Raw genomic sequence first — 20,086 nt, 5'->3', positions numbered from 1 at the left:
TTCCCTTCATTAACTAACAAAATGCAACAAGTTGAATAATGGTAATACAAACAATAAACTATCGAATCGATCTAGTATTCCACCATGTCCAGGAAGAAGTTTTCCTGAATCTTTTACATCATAATGTCTTTTAATAGCAGATTCTACTAAATCACCTAATTGTCCAAAAATAGAGCTTACAATCGTTACAAGTATTAGTATAAACCAAGGTTTTTCAAAGGGGTAAATAAATTGCATAACACAGGCAGATACAACCGCTATCAAAATCCCTCCGAAAAATCCTTCAACCGTCTTATTAGGTGAAATTTCTGGCCATAGCTTGTTTTTCCCAAATTTTCTACCAGTAAAATATGCCCCTGAATCAGTAGACCAAACTACAAGTAAAGCAAAAATAATAAATTGTAACCCTGCATCTCTCGTTTCAATTAAATAATAAAATCCGATTCCTATATACAAAGCTGACAGTAGGACAAATCCAATTTCATCGAATGTAAAATGATTTTTTACAATGACAGAATGAATTAATAATAACAGTGCAGCAATGACAAGAAATTCTAATTTCGAATAAGATGTGATACTTTGGACTTTTGCCGCAAAATTATCAGGCATTAATAGCATATATACGGTAAGTAATCCAATTAAGCCTGGAACTGAGAAAATAGCCATCTTTTTCATGCGTAGTAGTTCGAACATTCCAACTGTAGCCATTGCGTAAACTAATAGAGTAAACGGGAGATTACCATATAATACAAACGGGATGAAAAAAGCTGCTGCTACTACACCCGTTATAATACGTTGCTTCAATTAATTTCTTCTCCTTTCAATCCACCATAGCGACGATTTCTTTTTTGATAGGCTTGAATTGCTTCTAAGAAAGTTTCCTCATTAAAATCTGGCCATAGCGTATCCGTAAACCAAAACTCAGTATAGGCTAATTGCCAAAGCATAAAATTGCTTAATCGTACTTCTCCGCTTGTACGAATTAATAAATCTGGTTCCGGTAGATGTGATGTCATTAGATATTGGTTCATTGTTTCTTCAGTGATCGAATCAAAATTTAATGTTCCTTCTTGTACATCTATCATCATCTTTTTTATAGCATTCACAATTTCGGCACGGCTGCCATAATTCATCGCAAAATTCAAAATAAGCCCTGTATTATTTTTTGTTTTTTCTAACGCTTTATTTAAAGCTTTTTTTGTATGTTCTGGTAAACCTTCCTTTTCACCAATCATTTGCACGCGAATATTTCGTTCCATGATTTCAGGTAAAAAATCATTAAGAAATTTTTCTGGTAAGCTCATTAAAAATTCTACTTCAGATTTGGGACGCTTCCAGTTTTCTGTTGAAAAGGCATATAGTGTTAACACTTTCACACCTAAATCATCTGCCACACGTGCTATTTTTCTAACAGTTTTCATCCCCTCATGATGTCCAGCGATTCGTGGCATTGCCCGCTTTTTTGCCCAACGTCCATTACCGTCCATGATGATTGCAATATGGGAAGGGATTACTTCAAGATTGACGCTTTCTTCAGCTATTTTTTTCTCATATTTAGTTTTATTAAAAAAATTTTTTAATACCATTTATTCCCCCACCTGACAACGTTTTGGACGTATTCTTATTAATAATATCAAAAACAAATATACGTGTCTTTTATTTCCTTGATAATTATTCGTATTTTTTGTAATGTTTTACTATCATATGTATTTTTTTGTTCAATCATATCAATATTAATTGATGGATAAAACATAGATGAGATAAATGAAAATGACGTCCTAGATGAAAGGACGTCACATTCCTACAGAAAGTTCTGTTATAACTGAGTAAGCATTAAATTGCAAGGATTTCTTCTTCTTTTTCTTTTGCCAAATTTTCTACTTTTGCAATAAAATCATCTGTTAATTTTTGAATATCATTTACTTGACCACGTAGTTCGTCTTCCGTAATCTCACCATTTTTCTCCATTTTCTTCAGATCATCATTCGCATCACGACGAACGTTACGAATTGCAACTTTTGCGTCTTCCGCTTCTTTTTTCACGATTTTCACTAATTCTTTGCGACGTTCTTCTGTTAAAGGTGGAATTGTTAAACGGATTACATTTCCATCGTTTGTAGGCGTAATACCAATATCAGATTTTAAAATCGCTTTTTCAATTTCACTTAAAATTGATTTATCATAAGGTGTAATGACAAGGAGTCGTGCTTCTGGAACCGAAATACCAGCAAGTTGGTTAACCGGTGTTGGTACCCCATAATAATCAACAGTGATTCGATCGAGTAATGAAGCGTTTGCTCGACCAGCACGAATTGAAGCAAGTTCGCGGGTAAAGGCAGCAATGGATTTGTTCATTTTTTCCTTCGCTTGTTCATATACATTATTTGACATTATGCATTCCTCCTAACAACTGTCCCAATTTTATCACCTAAAACGGCACGTTTAATGTTACCTTTTTCCATAATAGAGAATACTATTAATGGGATGTCGTTGTCCATACATAAAGTGGAAGCAGTGGAATCCATCACTTGTAAACCTTGTTGAATTACATCTAAATAAGTGAGTGTATCATATTTCACTGCATCTTCGTGAGTTTTTGGATCCGCAGAATAAACACCATCGACATTATTTTTCGCCATTAAAATGGCTTCTGCTTCTATTTCTGCAGCTCTTAATGCAGCTGTTGTATCTGTAGAGAAAAATGGATTTCCAGTACCAGCAGCGAAGATTACTACGCGTCCTTTTTCAAGATGACGCACTGCTTTTCTACGTATGTAAGGTTCCGCCACTTGGGTCATTACGATTGAAGATTGCACTCGAGTTTCCACGTTGAGTTTTTCTAATGCATCTTGAAGTGCAAGAGAGTTCATCACAGTCGCAAGCATTCCCATATAGTCGGCAGAAGCACGATCCATTCCCATTTCACTTCCTATTTTACCACGCCAGATGTTTCCTCCGCCAACTACAACTGCAACTTCAACACCAAGATCTACAACTTCTTTAATATCTTCAGCAACTGACTTAATGATTTTTGGCGAGATACCGAATCCTGCTTCTCCTGCCAATGCCTCACCACTAATTTTGATTACAACTCGTTTATACTGCGGCACACTCATAGTAAACCTCCGTTATGTGAATAATTAATTTTCATTTCTGAAAAATAGGGAACACTTAGAGTGCTCCCCATAAAGTTTGTGTATTTATCCTACAATTATTTACCTTTCACTTGGCTCATAACTTCTTCTGCAAAGTTGTCTGCACGTTTTTCAATACCTTCTCCAACTTCATAACGCACGAATGAAGTTACGTTACCGCCAGTAGATTTCACGAAATCGCGTACTTTTTTATCAGAATCTTTAACAAATGCTTGATCAAGTAAGCAAACTTGTTCGAAGAATTTTCCAAGACGACCTTCAACCATTTTTGCAACAATATTTTCTGGTTTACCTTCGTTTAATGCTTGTTCAGTTAACACTTTGCGTTCACGTTCAACTTCTTCCGCAGGTACTTCTTCGCGAGTAATGTATTTTGGATTGATCGCAGCGATATGCATAGCGATATCTTTTGCAGCATCGCTGTCTGTTGAACCTTCAAGTACAACTAAAACTCCGATACGTCCACCCATGTGTAAGTAAGAACCGAATGTATCAGCATCTGTTTTAGTTTTCACTTCGAAACGACGAAGAGTGATTTTTTCACCAATTGTTGCAACAGCAGAAGAAATTTGTTCTGCGATGCTAACACCTTCTTCATTTTTTACTTCTAAAGCAGCTTCTAAAGATTCAGGTTTAGCTTTTAATAATTGTGCCGCTAAGCTTTTTACTAATTCTTGGAATTGGTTGTTTTTCGCAACGAAGTCAGTTTCAGCGTTTACTTCTAAAATTACAGCATCGTTACCTTCTGTTAAAATGTAAGTTGTACCTTCCGCAGCGATACGATCAGCTTTTTTACTTGCAGATGATAAACCTTTTTCACGTAGGTAATCGATTGCAGCATCGATATCACCGTTCGTTTCTACAAGGGCTTTTTTACAATCCATCATACCTGCGCCCGTTTTTTCACGAAGTTCTTTTACTAATTGAGCAGTAATTGCCATTGAAAGTTCCTCCTTGGATAATTTATGTTTACTATAAGTTTTAGCCTTTTTATATAATAAGAAACCGTAGTTTCTTAAAAAAAGGTGATAAGTGAAACATCCACTTATCACCTTTGTAGTAGTGAATTACTCAGCAACTACTTCTTCAGCTGGAGCTTCTGATTCACCTTGTTTAGACTCGATAAGAGCATCTGCCATTTTAGCAGTTAATAATTTTACAGCACGAATCGCATCATCGTTTGCAGGAATTACGTAGTCAATTTCATCTGGATCGCAGTTTGTATCTACAATTCCTACAATCGGAATATTTAATTTACGAGCTTCAGCTACAGCGATACGTTCTTTACGTGGGTCTACTACGAACATTACGTCAGGTAATTCAGTCATTTCACGAATACCGCCAAGGAATTTCACTAATCGTTCATGTTCTTTTTTCAATTTCGTAACTTCTTTTTTAGGAAGAACGTCAAAAATTCCTTCTTCTTCCATTTTCTCGATTTCTTTCATACGAGCAACACGTTTTTTAATTGTGTCGAAGTTTGTTAACGTTCCACCTAACCAGCGTTGGTTAATGTAGAAGTTTCCTGAACGTTCAGCTTCCTCTTTAATAGCGTCTTGTGCTTGTTTTTTTGTTCCAACAAAAAGAACTTTTCCGCCATTAGCGCCAACTTCACGCATGAACTCGTAAGCTTCTTCTAATTTTTTTACAGTTTTTTGTAAGTCGATAATGTAAATGCCGTTACGTTCAACAAAAATGTATTTTTTCATTTTTGGATTCCAACGGCGAGTTTGGTGTCCGAAATGTACACCAGCTTCAAGTAATTGTTTCATTGAAATTACTGACATGAATTTTCCTCCTAATTATATTGGTTTTGTTCCTCCGCATTTCTCATCTGAATAAGCAACTTAAAGAAAATCTTTAAGCACCACTTATTCATCGAAAATGCGTGTGTAATAATCACACCACTTGGTAATATAACACAATCCCTTTTACTGTGCAAGAAATTTTATGCATTGAACTTTAATAATAGTTCAATTTCCGTTTTTCCTTTTTGCGTGATTTTTGCGATTTCCTCAATCGATTTACCTTCTTGATGAAGAGCAACGATTTTTTCTTTGAGTGTTGGTAATGTCATTTGTAAATTAGTTTCAGTGAGTTTTTGCTGTTTTTCTTCATTTACCGCCTCTTCATTCAACTTCTCTCTATTTGACGTATGGGATTTTTGTTGTTGAATATAGGCATTTTTTGCAACAGCTTTCGGAATCACTTGCAACTTTTCTATTTTTTGATTCCCATTGTTTTCTTCATTTTTTAATTGAACACTGTCTTTATTAATATGATCAGAAATTCGTTTATTTATTTGTTCATTTGCTATGTTATAGCTTTCATTTGGTTGAGGTTTTGATAGCTTTGTTAATTCATCAATAAAACGTTCATTTTCTTCCTTCATTTCCAACAAATAGACGCTAATTGCATTTTCCATTTCTTCCATTAATTTATCTTGCCGCAATTCCAAATCTTTAAATTTAGCGATTTTCGCATTTAGAATGAAAATGAGGAAAAAGCTAATCAATTGAGAAATAATCAATAGAATGATGAATATTGTAGTCATAAAATCTCCTATCCGCTAAAATCTATATACTTTCCTTTATATGGATGTTGTGCTTTCTGCTGTTCTTGTTGTTGTTGTTGTTTCTTTTGTCCATTGTGATTGTTGGATGATTGTTTTCCTTTTCGTTCTTTTTCCTTTTCTTCTTCAGAAACTTCTGAGATTTTTTCGGTGTCATTCACGGTAAGCTGCTTTCTTTCAATCTCTCTTTTTAACGCCTCGTTAGCATTATATTGTTGCTGAACGACGTGCTGTTGATGCTCCCCAACCATTTTCCCAGCGTCAACAGTTTTCGGAATAGCAATTTGTAATTCAACACCTTTTAAACTCATTAGCTCCTCCTAATTTAAGCATTAGCCTCGCTTGATAGCAGTTTTCTTAATTTCAATAACGCTTTTGAGTGGATCTGTGAAATACGAGAAGTGGATAAATCTAACATTTCACCAATTTCCGTCAATGTCATTTCTTCAGAATAAAAAAGACTTAATACGAGTTGTTCCTTCTCACTTAACTTTTTAATATTTTCAGCAAGTTCGTCCACTAGTTCTTTATGAAGCGCCTCTTGTTCAGGTGTTCGTGTATTTTCATCTCGAATGACACAAGCTTTCCCATCAGCATCTTCAGAATCTTGCTGCGTTTCGTTTAGAGATAATATATTTGAAAAGAAATGTTCTTGTACTGTTTGATATACTTCTTCGACAGGCATATTCATATGTTCTGCCAGTTCTTCAGGTGTTGCATGGCGCATTAATTTTTGTTCTAATTGTTCAATTGTAGCTTCCATTTTTTTCGCTTTTTCCCTTGCAGTACGCGGTAGCCAATCCTCTTTTCTTAGGCCATCAATAATGGCTCCCCGTACACGAAAAGATGCGTATGTATCAAATTTTAAATCTCTATTAATATCAAATTTATTTAAAGCATCAAATAGTCCCATCATACCTAAGCTAGTCAAATCATCCCGAGACACATTTTTTGGCAATCCAGTACCTATACGTTGAACATGATAGGACACAAGCGGTATGTATTTTTTTATTAGTAAATTCCCTGCATGCGGATCTCGATCTTTTATCCAGCTATTCCATAATTTTTGTTCATCTAGCTTACTTACCATCGAATCCACCTTTCTTTAACAAACGCTTTTCTTTCCATTATTATACCAAATATAGGTCTAAAAAACACAGCATTCTATAGGACTAAATCATTTACTGACCATTAGGAAATTCCTCTTAATAGATATGAAAAAAGAGCCTAAATTCGGCTCTCTACAATTTATAAAATAGTTCTTAGGTATCTCTTTCTTCTAGCAATCTACGCACGACATCTGCAATTTCTTCTGGATTTTCATCTTGAAAATCATTAGAAGCTCTTTTAAAGCTATTATCCATTTCCTCATCCATTATATTTTCACTGTTCTCAGATGCAACTTCTTCAATAAAATCTGCAAAAAGTGCGTCATCAGGTGTATACAAAATATAGCCTATTAAATACCGTACAGCGAACATTACAACAAAGGCAGCGAGTGCAACAATGAATGAAACAAGCAAAATCTGCGAAGGAAATATAGAAATTTGATACATAATCGCAAAGGTAATGGTAAATGCTATTAAACTACCCCAACAATTATAAAATATAGAGCCATACATCATATTTCACTCACTCCTTTATTGACTGTCCGAATCATTAATTTACTAGTATCAGGATCAAATTCAATCGTCCTACCGCTATTACCACCTGTATCTTCCGCAATGAGAGGAATCCCCAATTCTTTTAATACTTTTTTCACAGCTTCAACGTTGCGAGGACCTATTCTCATCATATTCTTATCTGAAGCAAATTGGAACATTTGGGCTCCACCAGCTATTTTGGCCTTTAACCGATACTTTTGAGCCCCTTCTACTAATAACATCTCTAGTAGACCTTGAATACCAGTATCGGCAAATTTTGCACAATTGATTGTTTCTGAACGGCTTAATGAAGAATCCGGTAACATAATATGAACAAGCCCTGCAACCTTCTTCGTTTCATCATATAAAACGACTCCCACACATGAGCCTAGTCCCGAAGTTCGAATCGTATCCGGAGATTTGACTACATCCATTTGGGCAATTCCAACTTTAACTACCTTTCCTTCCTTCGATGCAAACATACTATTCGACCCCTAACGCCTTAAATATTACGTTAAAAGACTCAGGGTCAGGTAATAATAAAAAGTGCCCTTTCATTTCTGTATTTTCAAGCCCTTCTTCCGAAATGGATGTATTGATGACAATCACATAGTCGCTTACTTGAGAAATTTCAATGAGGCCAATACTAATGATTGCCCCAAACATATCAATGCTTAAACCAGGTACTGTAGGATACATTTTTAATTGCAAAAAATCAGACAAGGCGGATAGATAAGATCCAGATAATATGTTTCCCATTTCTTGCATTGCAGACATTCCGATGAAAGAGCCATTGGATCGAAAATCGAACTGGTCATCTTGAATGAGATGTTGAATGAACCGATTGGCCTGTTCAATCGGTAATATGAAAAACATGCTTCCTTCTAAATCGCCTTCGATTCGCAAGAAAATACCAACAACGACTTTTTCCGGTCCGCCAGCTAAATCCATCATTTCATTAAATGTAATCATTTCTACTTTTGGGACGCGCATTTCGATTTTTTTCTTTAGCAAATCCGATAAAGCAGTCGCTGCATGAGCTGCACCGATATTTCCAATCTCCTTCAGAATATCTAAATGCATAGAATTAATTTTAGGATGCCCCATATGAATCCCTACTTTTTTAATATACTATTCAGATATATTTAATACTTTATCTAAATGTAGCAATATTAATAAACGATTATCAATTTTAGCAACCCCTGAGATGAATGCTTCTTCTATCACACCTACTACTTCTGGTTGAGGTTCAATAGAATTCACTGGAAGATCAATGACATCGTTCGCGGAATCTACTACAAATCCTACTTCCATGTCATCAAACTGAACAATAATAATTCTCACAGATTCAGTATTTTCAGCTGATGGAAGACCAAAACGTTCACGCAAATCGATAATAGGTGTTACAACTCCGCGCAAATTGATGACACCTTTTACGAATTTTTCTGTTCTTGGTACTCGAGTAATATGCATCATTTTCTCAATACCTTGAACTTGGCTTACAGGAATAGCATATTCCTTATCCATTAATTGGAAAACTATTACTTTTATACTTTCTTGCTCCACAACAGTTGCCATTTACAACACCTCATTTCATGGAATTATTTCATTAACGCATTAATATCAATAATTAACGCTACTTGTCCATTACCTAAAATTGTTGCACCTGAAATGGCAAAAATATTTTTTAAATAATTGCCTAATGATTTTAAAACAATTTCTTGTTGGCCAATGAATGAATCAACGACTAAACCAGCTAATTTATCACCTTTTCGAACAATCACAACAGATAAATATTCATCATCATAAATTTCATTGCGCGGTACTTCAAATACTTCATCTAAGAAAATTAACGGAACAACTTTTCCTCGGAAATCAATTACTTTTTGATTATGAGCATTTAAAATCTCAGATTTTTTAATAATTGAAGTTTCGATAATTGATGATAACGGAATCGCATAAATTTCTTTCTCAATTTCTACGAGCATGACAGAAATAATAGATAGAGTTAATGGCAATTGAATGGAGAATTTCGAACCAACATCTTGTTCTGACTCAATAGAAATGCTGCCTCCAAGAGATTGAATCGTTGTTTTTACTACGTCTAAGCCGACACCGCGCCCAGAAACATCCGTTATCTTTTCAGCTGTTGAGAAACCTGATTCAAATATGAGTTCGTTGATTTGCTTATCGGTTAATACTAACGCCGATTCTTTCGTCACAATACCTCGATCGATTGCCTTTTTTAATACTTTATCTTTGTTGATTCCAGCTCCGTCATCTTCTATTTCAATAAATACATAATTTCCGCTATGATATGCCCGTAAGATGACCGTACCTTCTTCTGGTTTACCTTTTGCTTTTCTCACTTCCGGACTTTCGATACCATGGTCTACAGAATTACGGATTAGGTGAACTAACGGATCACCAATTTCATCGATTACTGTACGGTCTAGTTCCGTTTCTGCACCGATAATTTCCAGATTTATTTTTTTATTTAAATCTCTGGATAAAGAACGAACCATTTTAGGGAAGCGGTTAAATACAGTTTCAATTGGAATCATCCGCATTGTAAGGACAATATTTTGTAAATCTCCCATCGTACGGCTCATTCGCTCAACTGTTTCTGTTAATTCTGAATGTTTAACATCTGTCGCAATCGATTGTAATCGTCCACGGTCTATTACTAATTCTTCAAATAGATTCATTAAAATATCAAGGCGCTCAATGCTTACCCGAATCGTTTTTGACTGTGCACTTTGTTTCGTCGCATTCGATTCTTTCTTTAACGGTTCAGACTTTTTCTGCTGTTTTGAAGGTTGTTGTTCAGATTTTTTTGATTCTTGTTGAAGTTGTTCTTTTGAAACCAATTCTTCTTTGCTGGCCTCTTTAATCATTTCTTTCGTCAATGGTATTACTACAACTTTATCAATCTCAGAAACTTTATTAATTTTCTTTTGAATTTCTTCCGCAGAATCTTTCGTAATGAATGTTACTTGGAATGTTTGATCGAACTGTTCTTCCTCAAGCTTTTCAACCGTTGGGAAAGATTTTAATACTTCACCATTTTTTTCTAAAACCTCAAAAACCATGTATACTCGTGCTGCCTTTAATAGACAGTCAGGTCGAAGGGAAACAGTAATTTCATAGACATTAAAACCTTGTTCTTTCGATTGTTGCAATACCGTAACATCGTACTCATCATAAATTAAATATCGGTCAGTAGTAGGTTCTTCCGTGTATACATCTGCTGCTATTTCTTGTTCAGTTGGAGTGCTTGTAGGAATCAGTTGACCTGCTTCAATCGCTTTTAATTTCGATACTATATCGGAAACATCCCGTTTCCCATCACCGCCATTTGCTATATCCACTATCATCGCTTCTAAATGGTCTACCGATTCAAATACAATATCTAATAGATTTGAATCAACAACGATTTTTTCATTTCGAATGGCATCTAGAACGTTTTCCATTTTATGTGTTAAATCCGCTAAGTCTTCAAATCCCATCGTAGCAGCCATTCCTTTTAATGTATGAGCCGAGCGGAAAATCTCATTAACGATGGATAAATCATTCGGATTCTTTTCAAGTTCTAATAATTGATCACTACAAGCTTGTAAATGTTCTTTACTTTCTTCTATAAACATGTCCAAATATTGCTGATTCATTTCCATTCGAAAACACTCCCTTTATGACAAATATTTCATCATTGTCTCTGAAATTTCATCTAAATTGACTACTTCATCAACTAACTTTGTCTCAACGGCAGCTTTTGGCATACCATAAACGATACAAGTTTCAGCTGATTCAGCAATCGCGATGACATTTCCAGATTTCTTCAATGCCATTAACCCTTTAGAACCGTCATTACCCATCCCAGTCATGATGATTGCAATTTTATCTAATTCATTAAACTGGCTAATATTTTCAAAGAGAACATCAACGCTTGGTCTGTGGCCAGCTCTTGGTGGTTCCTGATTATCTAAAACAATTTGATAATGTTGGCCATTTTTTTTCATTTTTAAATGGTAACCACCTGGTGCAATATAAGCAGTTCCTTTTTCAACAATTTCACCCTGTTCAGCTTCCTTCACTCGGATTTTACTAAGATGGTTTAACCTGTCTGCTAATGATTTTGTAAACCCTGGTGGCATATGTTGAACAATTAATATGGGTGCCGATAAGGATTCAGGCAAATTTGTAATCACTTCTTGCAAAGCTCGTGGCCCACCAGTTGATGTACCTATTAATACAATCTTCTCTGAAGTTTTTGTCCAATTTTTATTACTAGTAGATGAAAATTCTGTTACTACATGCGTTTCATTAGTGTTTAGGGTTGTTTCTTGTTGAATATTGTTTATATAATGTTTTTTTGGATTAATTTGCTTTCTTAATTTTTCAATCGGAATTTTTGAAGCGAGCTCTACTTTTCGAATAAGCTCGTCCTTAACTTTATGTAAATCAAGAGAAATCGTGCCCCCAGGTTTTGTCACAAAATCAACTGCCCCATATTCCATTGCCTGCAATGTTTTCTGAGCACCTTTTTCAGTAAAACTGGATATCATAACGACAGGAACAGGGGAAACTTCCATTATATGCTTTAACGTTTCAATACCATTTAATTCCGGCATTTCAACATCCATTGTGACAACATCTGGGTTTAGTTGTTGAATTTTTTGAATGGCATCCTTTCCATTCCTTGCTGTACCAATTACTTCAATCGATGGATGTTGATGAAAGAAATCACTGATTACTTTCCTCATGAAAGCGGAATCGTCTACTATTAGCAATTTATGTTTTTTCGAAGGTTCCAATTAATCACGACCTTTCGAGAAAATACGTTTTAGTCTAGTTATAAATGAATTGGATGGAAGAGGAATCTCTTCTCCTAACTTTTTATGAATAAAACGATTTACAATTTCATGTAATGATTTTGAAATTTGAGCATTTGGATATGAAATTGAAAAAGGTACTTGCTCAATCACTGCTTTTCTGACTGCACTATCCTCTGGCAACCAACCAAGAATCACAACTTCTTTTGATAAAAATTTCAACATTGCATTTTTTAGCCTCTGCAACGTTTCCCTTCCTTCTTCATTTGAAAACGCTCGATTACATAATAGATAAAATGTTTTGCTCGGTTCTTTTAAATAAATGAATTTCATCATTGAATAGGCATCTGTAATCGAAGTTGGCTCAGCAGTTGTGATTACAATGACTTCCTCAATGGACGTAACCACATCTAGCGCCCAATTTGTTGCTCCTGCTCCCATATCGAATAAAATATAATCATAATTTTTCTGCAATTCTTCAAATGCATGTATGAAGGCATCAAACATCTCTTCTGACCATTCAATGACCGATGAAAAACCGGAACCTCCGGAAATGTAATGAATGTCTTGTGGACCTGCATAAATGATTTCTTCGAATGAAACATGTCCTTCTAAATAGTCCTTCAAATTATATTGAGCCTGTTTTCCTATTAAAATGTGAACATTTGCCATTCCGAGATCCATATCTAATATGACAACTTTTTTCCCACGTTTCGCTAGATTAATAGCAAAGTTTGTTGTAAAATTACTCTTTCCTACTCCGCCTTTACCGCTAACAACAGCGATGGATCTCCCTAATGCACCTTGACGCTCCAACATTTTCATTCGCAATTTTTCTGCTTGATCTCTCATTTGAATTCTCCTTGAAAGAACAATTCAAGTAATTTGTCTGCAGTTGCTTCTTCAATATCTTCCGGTACTTCTTGCCCAGTTGTATAGTAAGCAAGTCCTTTATTATATTTAATCATTAAATTATACATCGCGCCAATAGAATTTGTTTCGTCAATTTTAGTGAAGACAAACTTCTCAACAGGTAATTCATTAAATTGTTCGATAATCGTTTCGATATCTTTCTCTTTAGCAGTCAAAGATAGAACAAGATAAGATTCAACTTCTTCATCGAAAGAAATCAGTTTCTTTAATTCATTCACATATTTTGCTTCTTTATAGTTGCGCCCAGCTGTATCAATGAACACTAAATCTAAATGTTCAAATTTTTTAATTGCTTCTTTATAATCATTGAAGTTGTAAACAATCTCTACGGGGGCTTGAAGAAGATTAGCGTATGTTTTTAACTGTTCGATTGCTGCAATTCGATATGTATCGGTTGTTATAAATCCGATTTTTTTCTTCTTCTCCAAAACACTTCGAGCTGCCATTTTAGCAATCGTCGTTGTTTTTCCTACCCCTGTCGGACCTAAGACACACACGTATTTTTTCTCATAGGATAAACCTCCTAATGGGAGGGGAGAAAGTTTCGCTTGTAAAACTTTTTTTGCAATGTTTTTTATTTCTTGATTAGATATTTCCTTCGTCGTTTGCATATGTACAAAAAGCTCATCACAAATGGCCGTGATGAGCTCTTGATTAAGCTCTTGACGTTTCATATATTCAGCAAATGGTTTAAGTTCATCAGGCAATGAAGATTGAATTGATTCATGTTTCATTGATTGTAATATTTTTTTTAAGCTGGCAATCTCTTCTTTTAGCTCCGAAACATTTCCTGCTACAGGTTGTTCGTCTTTTTTTGGAACGATGGGCTGAACTTTCACAGGGCTATCCATTTGTTCTGGCATATCAAATTTTGGACGTTCAACTACGTCAATTCCAGCCAGAACCTCAAAATTTTTCTGTCTTATCAAACCGAAAAATTTCTTTTTGACAATTACTTTAGAATTGATGATGACAGCATCTTCACCTAATTCTGAACGCACTTGTTTCATCGCTTCAGCAATAGAAGGTGCTATATATTTTTTCATTTTCATTCAACGGTCACCACCCCAACACTTTGGATTTCAACGTTGGCATCCAATTCGTTATAAGACAATATAGGAATTTGTGGGAAATATCGTTCCGTTAATTGTCTTAAATACATTCGAATACCTGGTGAACATAAAATAATTGGCGTTTGTTCCATGTATGAAACTCTTTCCACTTCTTTTGCAATGGACTCAAGAACGTTTTGAGATTCTTGCGGATCCATCGCCAAGTAATTTCCATGTTCTGTTTGCTGAACGCTATCTGCAATGATTTTTTCTAATTTTGCCGGAACGGTAATTACTTTTAATTGCGATCCGTCTTGTACATATTGCCTTGTAATTTGTCGTGCAAGGGCTTGTCTTACGTATTCTGTTAGTACATCCGTGTCACTTGTCAATTTTGCATAATCTGCCAAAGTTTCAAAAATAACTGGTAAGTTGCGAATCGAAACATGTTCCTTTAATAATTTTGCGAGTACTTTTTGAATTTCACCAATCGATAATGGGGTTGGTGTTAGTTCGTCGACTAAAATAGCATGTGTTTCTCTCAAATGATCGATCAGTTGCTTTGTTTCTTGTCGACCGAGTAGTTCATGAGCGTTTGCACGAATGACTTCTGTTAAATGTGTGGATACAACACTTGGCGGGTCAACAACAGTAAATCCTCGCATCTCCGCCTCTTCTTTTACTTCCTCAGTAATCCATTTTGCAGGGAGACCAAAAGATGGTTCAATTGTATCAATACCTTCAATCGAATCGTCATCACCAGGGCTCATCGCTAAATAATGGTCTAATAATAATTCTCCCCTTGCCATTTCATTTCCTTTAATTTTAATACGATACTCATTCGGCTGTAATTGGATGTTATCTCGAATGCGTACAACAGGAATTACAAGACCTAGTTCTAATGCAAGCTGACGACGAATCATCACAACTCGGTCAAGCAAATCCCCGCCTTGCTGCGCATCAACTAAAGGAATTAAACCATAACCAAATTCAAATTCAATTGGATCAACATTTAATAAATTGACAACATTTTCTGGACTCTTCATTGTATCGGTTACTTGTTCTTCCTCAATTTCCAACAATTCTTCTGGGTCCTCTTCTTTTTTGCGACTCATTAAAAAGGCTCCAATGGCAAGTAATGCAGCAATTGGAATTGTAATCCAGTCAGGAATCGGAGTAAAGAGGCCAAGCAAGAAAATGGTTCCCGCTGCTACATAAAGCAATTTCGCTTGAGAGAATAATTGCCCTATTATATCTTCTCCGAGATTACCATCGCTTGCTGCTCGAGTTACTACGAGACCTGTTGCTGTTGATACAAGTAAGGCTGGAATTTGAGCAACGAGACCATCACCGACTGTTAATTTTGAGAAGTGGTCTGCCGCTTCAGAAAAAGAATATCCCATTTGTAACATCCCAATAAACAAACCAAAAATTAAGTTTATAAATACCATGATGATGGAAGCAATGGCGTCACCTTTTACAAATTTCGTAGCACCATCCATCGCCCCATAGAAATCTGCTTCTTTCGCAACTTTATCGCGACGTTCTCGTGCTTCCTTTTCAGAAATTAATCCTGCATTCAAATCTGCATCAATACTCATTTGCTTACCAGGCATCGCATCTAACGTGAAGCGTGCTGCTACTTCCGCAACCCGTTCTGAACCTTTCGTAATAACGATAAAGTTCACAATGACAAGCAACATGAAAATAACTAAACCAACTAGTATATTACCGCCCGTTACGAATTCCCCGAACGTTTCAACGACGTCACCTGCATCTCCTTGGGAAAGAATGGCACGAGTAGTTGAAATACTCACACCAAGTCGGAACAACGTCAAAATCAATATAATTGACGGGAAAATCGCAAATTGCAACGCCTCTTTCATGTTCATTGCAGTGAGCAATACAAGTAAAGAAAGCGTAATATTAATGATGATTAAAAAACTTAGCAACCATGTTGGTAGAGGGATTACGAGCATCGCTACTATTACGATGATAAATGCTAATACTCCTAAGTCGCGAAATTTCATGTTTTTCCCTCCTACAAACTAAATTTTACGTTTAACTCGATAAACATAAGCTAATATTTCTGCCACTGCTTTGAAAAATTCTTCAGGCACTTCTTCACCAATTTCCACTTGATCATATAGCGCCCTTGCTAATGGTCGATTTTCTACCATGACGATATCATTTTCCTTTGCAATTAATTTGATTTTTTGTGCTACAAAGTCGACACCTTTTGCAACGACTTTAGGAGCTTCCATGGACTCATCATCATATCTTAAGGCAACTGCAAAGTGAGTTGGGTTTGTAATAACCACATCCGCTTTCGGAACTTCTTGCATCATGCGTCGCATAGCCATTTCTCTCTGCCGTTGCTTAATTTTCGATTTGATGAGTGGGTCCCCTTCCGTATTTTTATACTCATCTTTAATGTCCTGTTTCGACATTCTTAATTTTTTTTCATAATCGAATTTTTCATATATGTAATCAAGAATAGCGACTAATAGTAAGGCAATGGCACTAGCGATGCCCATCATAGCCGTTAGTTTTGCAACTATTATTAATGCTTCCCAAGGGCTATGAAATGCTAAAGACAATACATCGTCAAAATTAAGCCAAATAACAAATCCAGTTACTGTCCCAATAAATGCTACTTTTAACAAAGACTTAATTAAGTTCACAATAGCTCTTAATGAAATAATTTTCTTAATCCCTTTTATTGGATCAATCTTTTTCAAATCAAATTTCATTGTTTCTGTTGTAAACAAGAAACCAAATTGTAAAAAGTTAGAGAACATTGCCACAACCATTGCTACTACCATCACCGGTAATAAAATGACAGCCATTTCTGAAATAGAATCAACATAGATATTCATGATGGTATCGACTGTCACTGTCTCAAAAAGTATGTATTTTTCAAAGGCTTGTATAAAAAAAGAAAGGAGACCTTTAAACATAAACGGTGCCATAAAGGTGAGAAAAAGAAAAAGGATTAAAAACAAAATCGCTGACGAAAAATCTTGGCTTTTTACAACTTGTCCCTTTTTTCGAGCATCTTTCCGTTTCTTTGGAGTCGCTTTTTCTGTTTTTTCACCAGCAAAATATTGTAAGTCTAAAGGAAGCAGTAACTTCAAATTATGCACCACCTAAAAACTGCATGAATTCACGCATAACGGTAATCATTAATTCAATCACCTTTTGCATCACTTCAATCATAATCCCCATTGAAATGAACAATACAAGAAATCCTACGATAATCTTTAATGGAAATCCGATAATAAAAATATTTAATTGAGGAACCGTTTTTCCGGTAATACCAATAGCAAGCGTTAATAAAAACAATGCTGCTACTAAAGGTGCTGACATTTGAAAAGCAACCGAAAAGACTACAGCAATCAACTTTACTGTAAATTCCGCCATGCCAGCATCCCCAAAGTTCGGAAAATGATTAATTGGAATAAACTGATAACTATAGTAAATTCCATCTAAAATAAGGTGGTGACCGTTAGTAGCAATTAATAAATATAAAATTAGTAAGTTAAAAAATTGTCCCATCATTGGACTTTGTGCACCGGTAAGCGGATCAACGATATTTGCCATGGCAAATCCCATTTCAAAATCGATAAAACCACCAGCTATTTGTACGATGGATATTATGATGGTTGCAGCTAATCCAATAATAAGCCCAATCATCGCTTCTTTCATAATAAGCAATATGTAATTCCCATCAATTGGAATCACTTCTGTTTGAATCGTATAATACATCATCCAAGCAAGCATTAAAGCTAACAAAATTTTTAATTGGGGTGGTATCGTACGATATGAAAAAAAAGGGACGGTAACAAAAAATGCAGAAATCCTTACAAACATTAATAGGAATACAGAAAATTGTGGTATGATTTCTAACATTTATGTCACCCTATGTATCGCGTTAAGTTGTTCAAGATGTCAATAAAGTATTCTGACATTTTTGACACCATCCATGGTCCAAAAAATACGATGGCTACTAACACCGCAATTATTTTCGGAGCAAACGCCAATGTTTGTTCTTGAATAGACGTTGTAGCTTGGAAAATGCTGATGATTAGACCAGTAACTAAAGCGACTAACATTAGTGGACCTGCAACTAAGAGGACAACCCATACCGCTTGTTCAGCTATTTGAATGACTGTTAATTGTGACATTGAGTTTCCTCCCTTAGAAACTTTGGAGTAAAGATTTAATGACTAAATACCATCCATCGACAAGTACAAATAATAAAATCTTAAATGGCAACGAAATCATGACAGGCGGTAACATCATCATCCCCATAGACATGAGTACACTTGCTACAACCATATCAATGACAATAAACGGAATGAAAATCATAAATCCCATTTGGAAAGCGGTTTTCAATTCACTCAAAGCATAAGCCGGTACCAATATGGTTAAAGGAATCTCCTCAATGGATTGTGGTCTTTCTGCTTGACTATATTGTAAAAACAGTTCCAAATCTCCTTGTCTTGTATGTTTTGCCATAAATTCCTTAAATGGAAGACTTGCTCTAGAATATGCTTCTTCAAGGCCAATCTCTTCGTTAAAGAGCGGTTGCAATGCTTCATCATTTACTTGTTGGAAGGTTGGAGCCATAATAAAGAAAGTTAAAAATAATGCTAACCCAATAATTACTTGATTGGGAGGCGTTTGATTCGTCGCTAAAGCTGTCCGAGTAAACGAAAGGACTATGACGATACGTGTAAATGATGTCATTAAAATTAAAATACTTGGTGCAAGTGATAATACTGTCAATAATAATAGTAATTTTACAGAAGTAGCGACGTTCGTAGGATCAGAGTCAGAAAAGAATGAGATAAATTGTTCCATTATTTATCGTGCTCCTTTTCCTTCCATTTTTCGAGCTCGTCGCGACGCATCTTTTGAATTTCAGATAAACGCTGATTTAACATATTCCCGAAATCTGAATGATTACTATTTTCACGCGTTTTTGACTGCCCTTTCAATTTTTTAAATAATTCTGCAATGAATGGTGGACTTGTTGTTAACATTTGTTTTTCATTGTAAAGATTAAGCAACTTGTCAATTTCATCACGATTTGAAATTTCCTTAATGAGTTCTACATTTTCACCTACACCAACGATGTACAGCTTATCTCCAATTTGCAAAATTTGAACAGACTTTTGTGAACCTACTGAAATACCACCGATATTTCGAACAATTTGATTTTGTTGAAAATGATAGCTTTTTTTATTAATAAACTTTAACACCCAAATTAATAATAAGAGTACAAAAATGAGTGCGAGTAGCATTTTGATATAATCCCAAGCTGTAAGACCTACAGCTGCCGATTGTTTGACAGCTGTAGAATCTTGATTGAAAGTTTCAGGATTATCAAAATAGCCTTCGTCAATCATTTTATTTTTTTGGTTCGCAAAAGTGAGCTGTGCTGGAGCAGTCATTATAAAAACTGCGAACAACATAAGGACAATGCTAATTTTTTTATAAAGGTTTTTCATCTTTCCTATCAACCTATTGCTTTTTGGATTGCTTCAATAACACGATCTGCTTGGAATGGTTTTACGATAAAGTCTTTCGCACCCGCTTGGATGGCATCAATGACCATCGCTTGTTGACCCATAGCTGAACACATAATTACAACAGCGTTTGGATCAATCGATTTAATTTGTTTCAATGCTGTTATGCCGTCCATTTCTGGCATCGTGATGTCCATTGTCACTAAATCTGGTCGCAATTCATTATATTTTTCTACAGCCTGCATTCCATCTGCTGCCTCTCCAACTACTTCATAGCCATTCTTCGTCAAAATATCTTTAATCATCATGCGCATAAATGCTGCATCGTCAACTATTAAGATTTTTTTAGACATAGTAAGATTCCT

At 35.5% G+C, this 20,086-nt stretch carries 24 protein-coding genes; all 24 read right to left on the bottom strand.

Annotation, left to right across the window (positions count from 1 at the left end):
- Positions 1 to 9 precede the first annotated feature (9 nt).
- The 24 genes from HF990_RS00210 to HF990_RS00095 all read right to left on the bottom strand — a co-directional run bounded on the left by HF990_RS00210 (position 10) and on the right by HF990_RS00095 (position 20,074).
- Positions 10 to 804, bottom strand: coding sequence for a phosphatidate cytidylyltransferase (locus HF990_RS00210; RefSeq protein ID WP_168411709.1), 795 nt, complete (start codon positions 802 to 804; stop codon positions 10 to 12).
- The gene (locus HF990_RS00205) at positions 801 to 1,586 is read right to left on the bottom strand and encodes an isoprenyl transferase (RefSeq protein ID WP_016836790.1); all 786 of its coding nucleotides are present in this window, start codon (positions 1,584 to 1,586) and stop codon (positions 801 to 803) included. Before HF990_RS00205 ends, HF990_RS00210 begins: the two co-directional genes overlap by 4 nt.
- A gap of 247 nt (positions 1,587 to 1,833) precedes the next feature.
- Positions 1,834 to 2,391 carry a ribosome recycling factor gene (gene frr / locus HF990_RS00200; protein ID WP_016836789.1) on the bottom strand — a complete coding sequence of 186 codons (558 nt, stop codon included), beginning with the start codon at positions 2,389 to 2,391 and terminating at the stop codon, positions 1,834 to 1,836.
- Positions 2,391 to 3,116, bottom strand: coding sequence for a UMP kinase (pyrH, locus tag HF990_RS00195; RefSeq protein ID WP_016836788.1), 726 nt, complete (start codon positions 3,114 to 3,116; stop codon positions 2,391 to 2,393). The genes frr and pyrH overlap by 1 nt, the downstream gene beginning before the upstream one ends.
- 95 nt (positions 3,117 to 3,211) lie before the next feature.
- Positions 3,212 to 4,096: a translation elongation factor Ts gene (tsf, locus tag HF990_RS00190; RefSeq protein ID WP_016836787.1), complete on the bottom strand. Its 885-nt coding sequence runs from the start codon at positions 4,094 to 4,096 to the stop codon at positions 3,212 to 3,214.
- Between the two features lie 126 nt (positions 4,097 to 4,222).
- Positions 4,223 to 4,942 carry a 30S ribosomal protein S2 gene (rpsB, locus tag HF990_RS00185; protein ID WP_016836786.1) on the bottom strand — a complete coding sequence of 240 codons (720 nt, stop codon included), beginning with the start codon at positions 4,940 to 4,942 and terminating at the stop codon, positions 4,223 to 4,225.
- 161 nt (positions 4,943 to 5,103) lie between these two features.
- A complete protein-coding gene (locus HF990_RS00180) occupies positions 5,104 to 5,709 on the bottom strand; it encodes a hypothetical protein (RefSeq protein ID WP_168411707.1) in 606 nt (201 codons plus the stop codon).
- Between the two features lie 8 nt (positions 5,710 to 5,717).
- On the bottom strand, positions 5,718 to 6,038 hold the full coding sequence (locus HF990_RS00175; protein ID WP_016836784.1) for a hypothetical protein: 321 nt from the start codon (positions 6,036 to 6,038) through the stop codon (positions 5,718 to 5,720).
- Positions 6,039 to 6,052: 14 nt separating this feature from the next.
- Positions 6,053 to 6,817 carry a FliA/WhiG family RNA polymerase sigma factor gene (locus tag HF990_RS00170; RefSeq protein WP_016836783.1) on the bottom strand — a complete coding sequence of 255 codons (765 nt, stop codon included), beginning with the start codon at positions 6,815 to 6,817 and terminating at the stop codon, positions 6,053 to 6,055.
- Positions 6,818 to 6,989: 172 nt separating this feature from the next.
- Positions 6,990 to 7,352 (bottom strand): hypothetical protein, encoded by a 363-nt coding sequence (locus HF990_RS00165; protein ID WP_016836782.1) that lies wholly within the window; start codon positions 7,350 to 7,352, stop codon positions 6,990 to 6,992.
- The gene (locus tag HF990_RS00160) at positions 7,349 to 7,852 is read right to left on the bottom strand and encodes a chemotaxis protein CheD (RefSeq protein WP_016836781.1); all 504 of its coding nucleotides are present in this window, start codon (positions 7,850 to 7,852) and stop codon (positions 7,349 to 7,351) included. Before HF990_RS00160 ends, HF990_RS00165 begins: the two co-directional genes overlap by 4 nt.
- Position 7,853: 1 nt before the next feature.
- Positions 7,854 to 8,477 (bottom strand): chemotaxis protein CheC, encoded by a 624-nt coding sequence (locus HF990_RS00155; protein WP_016836780.1) that lies wholly within the window; start codon positions 8,475 to 8,477, stop codon positions 7,854 to 7,856.
- A 24-nt stretch (positions 8,478 to 8,501) separates the two neighbouring features.
- Positions 8,502 to 8,948, bottom strand: a complete 447-nt coding sequence (locus HF990_RS00150; protein WP_016836779.1) for a chemotaxis protein CheW — start codon at positions 8,946 to 8,948, stop codon at positions 8,502 to 8,504.
- A gap of 23 nt (positions 8,949 to 8,971) precedes the next feature.
- Positions 8,972 to 11,044 (bottom strand): chemotaxis protein CheA, encoded by a 2,073-nt coding sequence (locus tag HF990_RS00145; RefSeq protein WP_016836778.1) that lies wholly within the window; start codon positions 11,042 to 11,044, stop codon positions 8,972 to 8,974.
- Between the two features lie 15 nt (positions 11,045 to 11,059).
- Positions 11,060 to 12,133, bottom strand: a complete 1,074-nt coding sequence (locus tag HF990_RS00140) for a protein-glutamate methylesterase/protein-glutamine glutaminase (protein ID WP_050988821.1) — start codon at positions 12,131 to 12,133, stop codon at positions 11,060 to 11,062.
- A gap of 51 nt (positions 12,134 to 12,184) precedes the next feature.
- On the bottom strand, positions 12,185 to 13,054 hold the full coding sequence (locus HF990_RS00135; RefSeq protein WP_016836776.1) for a MinD/ParA family protein: 870 nt from the start codon (positions 13,052 to 13,054) through the stop codon (positions 12,185 to 12,187).
- The gene (flhF, locus tag HF990_RS00130; protein WP_016836775.1) at positions 13,051 to 14,187 is read right to left on the bottom strand and encodes a flagellar biosynthesis protein FlhF; all 1,137 of its coding nucleotides are present in this window, start codon (positions 14,185 to 14,187) and stop codon (positions 13,051 to 13,053) included. Before flhF ends, HF990_RS00135 begins: the two co-directional genes overlap by 4 nt.
- The gene (gene flhA / locus HF990_RS00125) at positions 14,184 to 16,217 is read right to left on the bottom strand and encodes a flagellar biosynthesis protein FlhA (protein WP_016836774.1); all 2,034 of its coding nucleotides are present in this window, start codon (positions 16,215 to 16,217) and stop codon (positions 14,184 to 14,186) included. Before flhA ends, flhF begins: the two co-directional genes overlap by 4 nt.
- A gap of 18 nt (positions 16,218 to 16,235) precedes the next feature.
- Complete coding sequence (flhB, locus tag HF990_RS00120; protein WP_016836773.1) at positions 16,236 to 17,324, bottom strand: flagellar biosynthesis protein FlhB; 1,089 nt, start codon at positions 17,322 to 17,324, stop codon at positions 16,236 to 16,238.
- 1 nt (position 17,325) lies between these two features.
- Entirely contained in the window at positions 17,326 to 18,099 is a 774-nt protein-coding gene (gene fliR, locus HF990_RS00115; RefSeq protein WP_016836772.1) for a flagellar biosynthetic protein FliR, read from the bottom strand.
- A gap of 5 nt (positions 18,100 to 18,104) precedes the next feature.
- Complete coding sequence (gene fliQ / locus HF990_RS00110) at positions 18,105 to 18,374, bottom strand: flagellar biosynthesis protein FliQ (RefSeq protein ID WP_016836771.1); 270 nt, start codon at positions 18,372 to 18,374, stop codon at positions 18,105 to 18,107.
- Between the two features lie 13 nt (positions 18,375 to 18,387).
- Positions 18,388 to 19,053, bottom strand: coding sequence for a flagellar type III secretion system pore protein FliP (gene fliP / locus HF990_RS00105; RefSeq protein WP_016836770.1), 666 nt, complete (start codon positions 19,051 to 19,053; stop codon positions 18,388 to 18,390).
- Entirely contained in the window at positions 19,053 to 19,703 is a 651-nt protein-coding gene (locus HF990_RS00100) for a flagellar biosynthetic protein FliO (RefSeq protein ID WP_168411708.1), read from the bottom strand. Before HF990_RS00100 ends, fliP begins: the two co-directional genes overlap by 1 nt.
- A gap of 8 nt (positions 19,704 to 19,711) precedes the next feature.
- The gene (locus HF990_RS00095; protein ID WP_016836768.1) at positions 19,712 to 20,074 is read right to left on the bottom strand and encodes a response regulator; all 363 of its coding nucleotides are present in this window, start codon (positions 20,072 to 20,074) and stop codon (positions 19,712 to 19,714) included.
- Positions 20,075 to 20,086 lie beyond the last annotated feature (12 nt).

This window comes from Ureibacillus thermosphaericus (assembly GCF_012396605.1).
Lineage (GTDB): Bacteria > Bacillota > Bacilli > Bacillales_A > Planococcaceae > Ureibacillus > Ureibacillus thermosphaericus.
Note: the sequence above shows the minus strand (reverse complement) of the source record. Positions and strands in the feature narration are given on the sequence as shown.